Origin of the sequence: Cryptosporangium sp. NPDC051539 (assembly GCF_044454545.1) — a bacterium.
GTDB lineage: Bacteria > Actinomycetota > Actinomycetes > Mycobacteriales > Cryptosporangiaceae > Cryptosporangium.
On record NZ_JBITDV010000022.1, the window covers coordinates 32,431 to 41,696 of the forward strand.

Genomic DNA, 9,266 nt, shown 5'->3' on the forward strand with positions numbered 1-9,266 from the left:
GACCCTCCCCGCGACGCTCGCGTTCGACTACCCGACTCTCGACGCGCTCGCCGGGCAGCTGCTGACCGAGCTGTCGTTCGCCGATGCGGCGCCGGACCGGCCGGTGCGCGCGGAGGCCGTCGACGAGCCGCTCGCGATCGTCGGCATGGCGTGCCGCTTCCCCGGCGGCGTCACGTCGCCGGAGGATCTCTGGCAGTTGCTCGTGGACGGCCGGGACGGGATCACCGGCTTCCCGACCGACCGGGGCTGGGACCTCTCCGCGCTCTTCGCCGGGGCGTCCGCCACCCGCCACGGCGGCTTCCTGCACGACGCGGGCGATTTCGACGCCGACTTCTTCGGGATCTCCCCGCGCGAGGCGCTGGCGATGGATCCGCAGCAGCGCCTGGTGCTGGAGACGGCCTGGGAGGCGCTGGAGCGAGCGGGCATCGACCCGCTGGAACTGCGCGGCAGCAACGCCGGCGTGTTCGTCGGAACCAACGGCCAGGACTACGTGGGTCTGCTCAAGTCCTCCGCTTCGGACGTCGCCGGGCACGCCGCCACCGGCACCGCGGCCAGCATCCTCTCCGGCCGCCTGGCCTACACGCTCGGGCTGGAAGGCCCGGCCGTCACCGTCGACACCGCCTGTTCGGCCTCGTTGGTCGCGCTGCACTGGGCCGGCCAGGCCCTGCGCTCCGGTGAGTGCTCGCTGGCGGTGGTCGGAGGCGTCAGCGTGATGTCCAGCCCGGACTCGTTCGTCGAGTTCAGCACTCAGGGCGGGCTGGCTCCGGACGGACGGTGCCGGTCGTTCGCGGAGGGCGCCAACGGCACGGCCTGGTCCGAGGGCGTCGGCCTGCTGGTGCTCGAACGGTTGTCGGACGCCGAGCGCAACGGGCACCGCGTGCTGGCCGTCGTGCGCGGGTCGGCGGTCAACCAGGACGGTGCCTCGAACGGCCTGACCGCACCGAACGGGCCCGCCCAGCAGCGGGTCATCCGGCACGCGCTGGCGGCGGCCGGGCTGGAACCGGCCGACGTGGACGCGGTGGAGGCGCACGGCACCGCGACCGCGCTCGGCGACCCGATCGAGGCCCAGGCTCTGCTCGCCACCTACGGCCGGGACCGGGCGGTGCCGCTCCGGCTGGGCACCGTCAAGTCGAACCTCGGCCACACCCAGGCGGCGGCCGGCGCCGCCGGGATCATCAAGATGGTGCTGGCCATGCACCACCGGCTGTTGCCGCGCACGCTCCACGTGGACGCACCGTCCAGCCTGGTGGACTGGTCGACCGGCGGGGTGGAACTGCTCACCGAGGCGACGCCCTGGGTGCCGAACGGGCACCCGAGGCGGGCCGGGGTGTCCGCGTTCGGGATCAGCGGCACCAATGCCCACGTCATCGTCGAGGAGCCCCCCGCGCCCGCGCCCGGGTCCTCGTCCGGACCGCTGCCGTCCCACGCGGTGCCGTGGGTGGTCTCCGCGCGGACGCCGAACGCGCTGGCCACGCGGCTGGGGCAACTCGGCGCCTCCGACGACGTGTTCGGCGTCGGGGCCGGCCTCGCCGCGCGCTCCGGGCTCGAGCACCGCGCGGTGCTGCTGGCCGGCCGGGACGGCGTCCGCGAGGCCGCCCGCGGCCGTGCCCGCACCGGCGGTGGCGTCGCCGTGCTCTTCACCGGCCAGGGTTCCCAGCGTGCCGGGATGGGCCGCGAGCTGTACGCCCGGTTCCCGGTCTTCGCCGCGGCGTTCGACGCCGTGGCCGACGAATTCGACGCGCTGGCCGGTGAGTTCACCCCGCTCGGCCCGGACGCCGGCCACGTGCTGCGGGACGTCGTCTTCGACGGGAGCGGCGACCTGCTCGACACCACCCGCTGGACGCAGCCCGCCCTGTTCACCCTGGAAGTGGCGCTGTTCCGGCTGGCGGAGTCGCTCGGTGCGCACCCCGACTTCGTCTCCGGACACTCGATCGGCGAGATCGTGGCCGCGCACGTCGCCGGCGTGCTCAGCCTGCCGGACGCGTGCCGGCTGGTGACCGCACGCGCCACCCTGATGCAGCGCCTGGCCGTCCCGGGCGCGATGGTCGCGCTGCAGGGCACCGAGGCCGAGATCGCGGCCCTGATCGAGGGCGCGGGCGCCGAGGTGTCGATCGCGGCGGTCAACGCGCCGTCGTCCGTGGTCGTCGCCGGTGTGACCGGCGCGGTCGAGCGGCTGGCCGGGGAGTGGGCGGCGGGCGGGCAGAAGGTGACCCGGCTGGCGGTCCGGCACGCGTTCCACTCGCCGCTGGTGGAGCCGATGCTCGAGGCTTTCCGGACGGCGCTGCGGGACGTCGTGTTCGAGGCGCCGAGCATCCCGATCGTCTCGAACGTCACCGGCGCGCCTGCCGATCCGGAGCTGCTCCGCAGCCCGGACTACTGGGTGCGCCAGGCCCGCGCGACCGTCCGCTTCGCCGACGGTGTGCGCGCGCTGCACGACGCCGGTGTCCGGACGTTCATCGAGCTGGGGCCGGACGCGGTGCTCTCCGCGCTGGTGGCACAGGTGCTGAGCGGTCCGGAGACGACCGTGGTGCCGTTCCTGCGCCGCGACCACGACGAGGCCGAGTCGGTGCTGCGTGCGCTGGCGACCGGCTGGGTCTGCGGACTTCCGGTCGACTGGCGCGGCTACTTCGCGGCGCTCGGCGTCCGGGCGGTCCCCGTGCCCACGTATCCGTTCGAGCACCGGCGGTACTGGCCCGAACCGGCGCCGCGGCCGGTGGCCGGTGATCCGGTGGACGCGGAGTTCTGGGACGCGGTGGACCGCGCCGACACGGACGGCGTCGGTCGGTTGCTGCGGACCGACGGTGCCGCGCTGACGACCGTGCTGCCCGCGTTGTCGGCCTGGCACCGGGAGCGCCGGGCGGCCGTGACGGTCGGGCAGTGGCAGTACCGGGACAGCTGGCAGCCGTTGCCGGCCGCGTCCGGAGCGAGCCTCTCCGGCACCTGGCTGCTCGTCGTCCCGCCGGACGCGGACACGGCGGACACAGTGGACTCAGTGGACACGCCGGACACAGTGGATCGGCGGACGCTGGCCGTCGCGCTGCGGGAGGTCGGTGCCACCGTGCTCGTGGTCTCCGTCGACGCGCTACCGCAGACCGTGCGCGACGTCGGCGCACCGGCCGGGGTGCTCTCGGCGCTCGCCCTGCACGGAGGCGGCGACGCGCTCGGAGCCACCGTCGGGCTGCTGCAGGCCCTGGGCGCGGCCGGTGTCGACGCGCCACTGTGGTGCCTGACCCGGGCCGCGGTGACGGTCGTCCGGTCCGACCGGATGGCTGACTGGCGTCGGGCCGGTCTGTGGGGTCTGGGCCGCACCGCCGCGCTCGAGTACCCGGACCGCTGGGGCGGCCTGATCGACCTCCCGACGGTGCTCGACCCCCGCGCGGCGAGCAGGCTCGCCGCCGTGCTCGCCCGGCCCGGCACCGAAGGCGAAGTCGGAATCCGCGCCTCCGGTGCCTACGGGCGGCGCCTGGTCCCCGCGACCGTTCCCGCGGACGGGGCGGCCCGGGCGGACGGCGGGCCGTGGCAGCCGCGTGGACGCGTACTGGTCGTGGGCGGCGCCGCCGCGGACCGCGAGCCGCTGCTGACCTGGCTGGCCGGAACCGAGGCCGACGTCGTCGTGGCCGAGCCCGCCGAGCTGGCCGGGCTGGTGGCCGCACGTCCGCCGGACGCGGTGATCGTCCTGACCGGACACGGTTCCCCGGCCCTGCTCGGAGACGCCGATCCGGATGCCACCGCGGCTGCGGTGGCGGTCGGCCAGACGGTCCTGGAGACCGTCGACACCGCGTTGGGGGACCGGACGCTGGACGCGTTCGTCGTGGCCGGCTCGATCGCCGGCGTGTGGGGCACGGCCGGGCAGGCCGTCACCGGCGCCGCCGGCGTCCAGGCCGAGACGTTCGTGCGGTACCGGCGCGACGCCGGGCTGACCGGCACGGCCATCGCCTGGTCGGCCTGGAGCGGTGGTGAGGTCACCACCGACCCGGCGATGGACCTGCACCTGCGGGTGAACGGCCTGCCGCCACTGGCGCCCGACCTCGCGGTCGCCGCGCTCCGGGCCGCGGTGGGGTCGGATCTGCCCGCCGTCACGGTGGCCGACGTCCGGTGGGACCGCTTCCTGCCGGTCCACACCGCGGAGCGCCCCACCGCGCTGTTCGACCGGGTGAGCCCGGCGGCCGCGCCGGTGAACGCGCCGGCGCCCGGCGATCCCGACCTGCGGACCACGCTGCGCGACCTGTCACCGGCGCGGCGGCTGGCGCGCCTCGTCGACCTGGTGTGCTCCACGGCGAGCCTGGTGCTCGGGCGTCCGGCCGACGCGGCGATCGATGCCGACCGGGCGTTCCGCGACGTCGGCTTCGACTCGCTGACCGCCGTCGACCTGCGCAACCAGCTCGACGTGGTGACCGGCCTGCGGCTGCCCGCGACGCTGGTCTTCGACCATCCCACTCCGCAGGCTGCCGCGGACTTCCTGCTCGGCGAGCTGTTCGGCGCCGGCCCGGCGGTGGCGGTGACCGAGCCGACGGCGCCTTCGGTGGCGCACGAGCCGATCGCGATCGTCGGACTGAGCTGCCGGTTCCCCGGTGGCGTCCGCACGCCGGAGGACCTCTGGGCCCTCCTGGCCGACGAGGTCGACGCGATCGGTGACGTTCCCCGGGACCGCGGCTGGCAACTGGATCGGCCCGGTGCGGGCGGTTTCCTCTACGACGCTCCGGACTTCGACGCGGAACTGTTCGGCATCGCCCCCCGCGAAGCGCTCGTGATGGACCCGCAGCAGCGGATCGCGCTGGAAGCCGCGTGGGAGGCGTTCGAACGGGCCGGTGTCGACCCGACCTCCGTGCGAGGCGCCCCGGTCGGCGTGTTCGTCGGCGCCACCAACGGCGACTACCAGCCGCCGGCCGACCAGCGTGGGCACAACCGGACCGCGCAGGCGGCCAGCGTGATCTCCGGCCGGCTGTCGTACACCTTCGGGCTGGAAGGCCCCTCGGTGACCGTGGACACCGCGTGCTCGTCCTCGCTGGTCGCCCTGCATCTGGCCGCGCAGTCGCTCCGCGCCGGGGAGTGCGATCTGGCGCTGGCGGGCGGCGTCGCGGTGATGTCCAGCCCGGTCGCACTGATCGAGTTCGGCGAGATGGGGGCGCTCTCGGGCGACGGCCGGTGCAAGGCGTTCTCCGACCGCGCCGACGGCACCGCCTGGTCCGAGGGCGTCGGGATGCTGGTCGTGGAGCGGTTGACGGACGCCCGCAGGCACGGCCACGAGGTGCTCGCGCTGATCCGGGGTTCCGCGGTCAACTCCGACGGCGCGAGCAACGGCTTCACCGCCCCCAACGGTCCCGCGCAGCAGCGTGTCATCCGGCGGGCACTCGACGGCGCCGGGCTCGGTCCGGACGACGTCGACGTCGTCGAGGCACACGGAACCGGTACCAGCCTGGGGGACCCGATCGAGGCGCAGGCCCTGCTCGCCACCTACGGCCGGGATCGGGAGACGCCGCTGCTGCTGGGCTCGATCAAGTCGAACATCGGGCACACGCAGGCCGCGGCGGGGGTGGCCGGGGTGATCAAGATGGTCCTGGCGATGCGTCAGGGCCGCGTCCCGAAGAGCCTCCACATCGACGCCCCCTCCTCGCACGTGGACTGGGCGGCGGGCAGCGTCGAGCTGCTGACCGAGGCGCGGGCGTGGCCCGAGCGCGGGCGGCCGCGCCGGGCCGGAGTCTCGTCGTTCGGCGCGACCGGCACGAACTCGCACGTGATCCTGGAGCAGCCACCGGCACCGGCCGCCGTCCCCGCCGTTCCCACCGCACCGGCAGGCGGGGACGCCCCGGTGCCGATCGTCCTCTCCGGCCGGTCGGCGGCCGCGCTCCGCGCGCAGGCCGGTCGGCTGAGCGCGGCACTGGACCGGCAGCCCGGGGTGCGGCTGTCCGACCTCGCCCGGTCGCTGGCCACCACCCGGGCGGCCCTGTCGCACCGCGCCGCCGTGCTGGCGGCCGACCACGCCGGGCTGCTCGACGATCTGCGCGCGCTGGCCGACGGCGAGCCGGCCGCCCGCGTCACGCTCGGCCGGTCCGGGCCCGCGGGCCGCACGGCGCTGCTCTTCAGCGGGCAGGGCTCCCAGCGTCCCGGGGCGGGCCGTGACCTCTACCGGCGCTACCCGGTCTTCGCCGAGGCGCTCGACCGCGTGCTGGCCCACTTCGACCAGGAGCTCGACCGGCCGCTCCGCGAGCTGATGTTCGCCGAGCCGGGCAGCGCCGAGGCCGACCTGCTCGACCGGACCGAATGGTCCCAGCCGGCCCTGTTCGCGCTGCAGGTGGCGCTGTTCGAGCTGACCACCGCCTGGGGCCTGCGGCCCGACCTGGTGACCGGGCACTCGGTGGGTGAGTTCGCCGCGGCCCACGCCGCGGGCGTGTTCTCGCTCGCGGACGCCTGCACGCTGGTCGCCGCCCGTGGCCGCCTCATGCAGGCGCTTCCGGCCGGCGGCTCGATGGTCGCGGTCGACGCCACCGAGGCCGAGGTCGGCGCCCTGCTCGCGGGCCTCAACGGACAGGCCGGGCAGGTCGCCATCGCGGCGATCAACGGTCCGTCCGCGGTCGTCCTGGCCGGCGCGGACGTGGTCCTGGAGCGGCTGACCACCGCGCTGACCGGGAACGGACGGCGCACCCGGCGCCTGCGGGTGTCGCACGCCTTCCACTCCCCGCTGATGGAGCCGATCCTCGCGGAGTTCGCGTCGATCGCCGAGCGGGTGCACTACTCACCACCCCGGCTCGGCTACGTCTCGGCGGTCACCGGCGCGGAGGCCGGCGCGGCCGAGATCGCCGCCGCCGGGTACTGGGTGCGCCACGTCCGCAACCCGGTGCGGTTCGCGGACGCCGTCCGTTCGCTGGCGGCGGCCGGGGCCGGCGCCTACGTCGAACTCGGTCCGGACGCGTCGCTGACCGCGCTGGCCGGTGCGGTCCTCCCGCCGGAGGCGGCCGGGCGGCTGGTGTCGATGCTGCACCGGGACTCCGACGACTCGGCCGCGGCGATGGGCGCCCTGGCCCGGCTGCACGCGCACGGCGTCGGTGTGGACTGGGCCGCGGTGCTGCCGCCGGCCGGGGGCCCGGTGGCGCTGCCGACCTACGCCTTCCAGCATCGCCGGTACTGGGCCGAGCCGGTCGCGGCGACGGCCGTGGCCGACGAGGACGAGGATTTCTGGGCCGCGGTCGAACAGACGGACGCCGACGGGCTGGCCGAGGCGCTCGACCTCGACTCCGCCACCGTCGGTGCGGTGCTCCCGGCACTGGCCGGCTGGCGCCGGGAGCGGCAGCGCCGGTCCACGATCGACGGTTGGCGGTTCCGGGTCGGCTGGGAACCGCTGACCGGAGGGACCGCGCCGGTCCGGCCGGCGGCCTGGCTGGTGCTGGCACCGGAGCCCGCGCTCGCGGAGGCGGTGGCCGAGGCGCTCGGCCCGCAGACGGTGGTCGTGCCGCTGCCGGGGCCCGACCCGGACCGCGCCGTTCTCGCCGAGACGCTGGCCGGATACGCCGCACAGCCCTGGCAGGGCGTGCTGTCACTGCCGGTCCCCGCCCCGGTGGACGCCGTCGCCGTGCAGGCCGCGCTCCTCCAGGCGCTCGGTGACGTGGGTGTCGTCGCGCCACTGTGGTGCGCCACCCGCGGCGCGGTCGGCGTGGGCACCGCCGACGCGCCACCGGACCCCGGCCAGGCCGCGATCTGGGGGTTCGGCCCGGTCGCCGCGGCCGAGCACCCCGCCCGCTGGGGCGGCCTGATCGATCTGCCCGCCAGCCTCACCCCGGCCGCGGCGGGCTGGCTCACCCGCGTGCTGACCGGGCACGACGACGAGGACCAGGTCGCGATCCGGCCGTCGGGCGCTTACGGACGCCGGCTCGACCACGCCCCGGACCCGGCGCCGCGGAGCTGGGAACCGAGCGGTTCGGTCCTGATCACCGGTGGCACCGGGACGCTCGGCGCGCACGTGGCCCGCTGGCTGGCCACCCACGGCGCCCAGCACCTCGTGCTGCTGAGCCGGCGCGGCCCCGCGGCTCCCGGCGCCGACGCGCTCCACGACGAGCTGACCGGGCTGGGCTGCTCGGTCCGGGTCGTCGCGGGTGACGTCGCCGACCGCGCCACCGTCCGTGCCCTGGTCGACGAGCTTCCCGGGTTGACCGCGGTGGTGCACACCGCCGGCGTGCTGGACGACGGCGTGCTCGACGGGCTCACGGCCGAGCGGATCGCCACCGCCCGCCAGGCCAAGGTGGTCGGCGCGCAGGTGCTGGACGAGCTGACCGCCGATCGCGCGCTCGTCGCGTTCGTGCTGTTCTCCTCCGCGGTGGGCACCGTCGGCAACCCGGGACAGGCGAGCTACGCGGCGGCGAACGCGGCCCTGGACGCGCTGGCCGTGCGACGACGGGCGGCCGGCCTGGCCGCGACGTCGGTGGCCTGGGGCGCCTGGGCGGACGGGATGGCCGCGGACGAACGGGCACGGCAGGCCCAGCGCCGGGCCGGCGTCCGGCCGCTCGATCCCGCCCTCGCACTGCAGGCACTGGCTCAGGCCGTCGGCGCGGACGAGCCGGTGGTCGTCGTGGCCGACATCGACCCCGTCCGATTCGCGCGCGCCCACGCGGCCCTGCGACCCAGCCCACTGCTGCGCCGGCTCGCCGCCGGGCGCCCGACGCCGGACGAGCCGGCGGAGGAGGTGATCGAGGCCGGCTGGCTGCGCCGGCTGCGGGAGTCGGCGGCCCCGCAGCGGCACGACCTGATCCTGGACCTGGTGCGTACCCGCGCCGCCGCGGTGCTGGGACACGCCGGGCCGGACGCCATCGAGGCCGACCGGGTCTTCCGCGACCTCGGCTTCGACTCGCTCAGCGCGGTGGAGCTGCGCAACCAGCTCGCCGCCGGTACCGGGTTGAGCCTGCCGGCGACGCTCGTCTTCGACTACCCGAACCCCGGGACGCTCGCCGCCCACCTGGTGGCCGAGTTGTTCCCCGGCGAGGGACCACGGACCGTCGCGGACGAAGAGGAGGCCGCCGTCCGGGCGGTGTTCGGCTCGCTCTCGATGGCCAAGCTCCGGGAGATCGGAGTACTCGGACCGCTGCTCCAGCTCACCGGCCGCGGCCCGGCCGACGCCGGAGACGACCCCGGGGACGCGATCGACACGATGCCGCTCGACGAGCTCGTCCAGGCCGCGCTCCACGGTGGTGGATCAGGCCCTGACCTGCGCTGATCCGCCTTTGACTCGAGCGCAACACTAGGCGTTTCGTAGTGCGATCTCGGCTCTACTCGACGTC

1 protein-coding gene (running past one end of the window) is annotated in these 9,266 nt (G+C 75.9%); it reads left to right on the top strand.

The window, feature by feature from the left end; genetic code table 11:
• Positions 1 to 9,202, top strand: the end of a protein-coding gene (locus ACIBZJ_RS41875; protein ID WP_395939183.1) for a type I polyketide synthase. The gene continues 19,118 nt to the left of window position 1, outside the view; 9,202 of the gene's 28,320 nt are visible here — the last part of the coding sequence; its start codon lies off the left edge, out of view; the stop codon is at positions 9,200 to 9,202.
• Positions 9,203 to 9,266: the final 64 nt, after the last annotated feature.